Below are 2,426 nucleotides of genomic sequence, written 5' to 3'. Positions count from 1 at the left end.
TCTCATTAGACCCTTTGATAATAAAACGTTACATTTGTTGGGTAACCTTGCGGGATGTTATGACGAACGCAAGACATAGCCGAAAACGTGGAAGTATTTCGATTAGGCTACGAATAAGACCTAGACTATGTAAAACCAGACCAATCCGTTGACCTTACGGTGAGGAAACTGGCTAAGGAGAGCAATTATGACAGCAATGTTGTCAGGCGCAGAGATGGTGGTTCAATCTCTGATAGAAGAGCACGTAGAGCAGATCTTTGGCTACCCAGGTGGCTCTGTTTTGGATATCTACGATGCACTGCATGCCAAAACCGATCAAATCAAACACGTACTTGTAAGGCATGAGCAAGCCGCCACTCATATGGCAGATGGTTACGCTCGAGCTACCGGTAAACCGGGTGTCGTACTTGTGTGCTCGGGGCCGGGCGCGACCAATACCATTACGGGTATTGCAACAGCGTATATGGACTCTATCCCAATGATCGTTATCTCGGGTAACGTACCGAATAGCCTAATTGGTAATGATGCTTTCCAAGAGTGTGACATCGTCGGTGTCTCCCGCCCAGTGGTCAAACACAGCTTTTTAGTAAAAAAAGCGGAAGATATTCCTGAAACAATCAAAAAAGCGTTTTATATCGCGACTACAGGTCGACCTGGTCCAGTTGTGATTGATTTGCCAAAAGATGTAATGAACCCGCAAATCAAACTGCCTTATCAATATCCAGAAACGCTTTCAATGCGCTCTTACAAGCCGACAACTTCGGGCCATAAAGGCCAGATTAAAAAAGCGCTTAAATCGCTATTAGAAGCGAAAAAACCAGTGCTTTATATCGGTGGTGGTGCGGTGATTTCTGGCGCCCATGAACATATTTTAGAGCTTTCCGACAAACTGAACCTACCCGTTGTGAGTACTTTGATGGGCTTGGGGGCATTCCCGGGTACACATAAAAACTCACTGGGCATGTTGGGTATGCACGGCACTTACGAAGCTAATATGGCAATGCATGAAGCCGATCTTATTTTTGGTATCGGTGTGCGTTTTGATGACCGTACAACCAACAACCTTGAAAAGTACTGCCCAAACGCAAAAGTGATGCATATTGATATCGACCCGTCATCGATCTCGAAAAACGTGAAAGTGGATTTGCCGATCGTAGGTTCTGCGGAAAAAGTGCTGACAACCATGCTCGGGCTGCTTGCAGAGCAAGGTAGTGGAAATGATCAAGATGCTATCACTGCATGGTGGGATGACATTCAAGTATGGCGTGACCGCAACTGCTTGTCTTATGAAACGTCTCCAGAACGAATCAAGCCACAGCAAGTAATTGAAACGCTGCACAAGCTAACTAATGGCGACGCATATGTGGCGTCTGATGTGGGCCAGCATCAGATGTTTGCGGCGCTGTACTACCCATTCAATAAGCCGCGCCGTTGGATAAACTCTGGTGGTCTTGGCACCATGGGATTTGGTCTTCCGGCTGGTATGGGCGTGAAGTTTGCCATGCCACAAGAAGAGGTCGTGGTTGTGACTGGTGACGGCAGTATTCAGATGAACATTCAAGAATTGTCTACAGCCATGCAATACGACATTCCAGTGAAGATCATCAACCTGAACAACCGATTCTTAGGCATGGTAAAACAGTGGCAAGACATTATTTATCAAGGTCGTCACTCTAATTCTTACATGAGTTCTGTTCCTGACTTTGCAGCGATTGCAGAAGCTTATGGTCACGTCGGTATTCGTATCGAAACGCCTGATCAGCTCGAAGAAGGGCTACAAAAAGCGTTGGATATGAAAGATCGTCTGGTGTTTGTGGACATCAACGTAGACGAAACCGAACACGTATACCCGATGCAAATCAAAGGTGAGGGTATGGATAAAATGTGGCTAAGCAAAACGGAGAGAACTTAATATGAGACACATTATTTCATTGCTATTGGAAAACCAACCGGGTGCGTTGTCTCGTGTTGTTGGTTTGTTCTCTCAACGTGGTTACAACATTGAATCTTTGACGGTATCACCGACTGATGATGAAACCCTGTCGCGAATGAACATTACCACTACATCTGATGAGATGCAGTTGGAACAAATTCAGAAGCAGTTACACAAACTGATCGATGTGCTGAAAGTACAAGAAGTCACCGAGTATGAGCACATTGAGCGTGAACTGATGATGGTGAAAGTGAAAGCCAGTGGTTTTGCGCGAGCAGAAGTGAAGCGGACGGCAGACATCTTCCGTGGCCAGATCGTGGATGTCACGGCTTCCCAATACACCGTACAACTTGCGGGTACGAGTGAAAAGCTAGATGCCTTCATTCAAGCGATATCCGAAGTGACCGAAGTTGTCGAAGTTGCTCGTAGTGGTGTCGTTGGCATTGCGCGAGGAGAGCGAGCTCTCAAACCTTAACTCTCTGATTGCATATAG

General features: G+C 46.2%; 2 protein-coding genes. Both read left to right on the top strand.

Translation table 11 applies throughout. The annotated features are described in order from the left end of the window. Positions 1–187 precede the first annotated feature (187 nt). Positions 188–1,912 carry an acetolactate synthase 3 large subunit gene (locus CAG68_RS08650; protein WP_005379695.1) on the top strand — a complete coding sequence of 575 codons (1,725 nt, stop codon included), beginning with the start codon at positions 188–190 and terminating at the stop codon, positions 1,910–1,912. Between the two features lies 1 nt (position 1,913). Further along, positions 1,914–2,408, top strand: a complete 495-nt coding sequence (gene ilvN, locus CAG68_RS08645; protein ID WP_005379697.1) for an acetolactate synthase small subunit — start codon at positions 1,914–1,916, stop codon at positions 2,406–2,408. Positions 2,409–2,426 lie beyond the last annotated feature (18 nt).

Source organism: Vibrio sp. V42_P2S4T144, assembly GCF_009904715.1.
Taxonomy (GTDB): Bacteria; Pseudomonadota; Gammaproteobacteria; order Enterobacterales; family Vibrionaceae; genus Vibrio; species Vibrio alginolyticus.
This window is presented reverse-complemented; position numbering and strand designations above follow the sequence as displayed.

What these genes read in the sequence shown, in the direction of transcription:
- CAG68_RS08650 (WP_005379695.1), top strand. Translation starts at nt 188, where the DNA reads ATGACAGCAATGTTGTCAGGCGCAGAGATGGTGGTTCAATCTCTGATA.
- ilvN (WP_005379697.1), top strand. Translation starts at nt 1,914, where the DNA reads ATGAGACACATTATTTCATTGCTATTGGAAAACCAACCGGGTGCGTTG.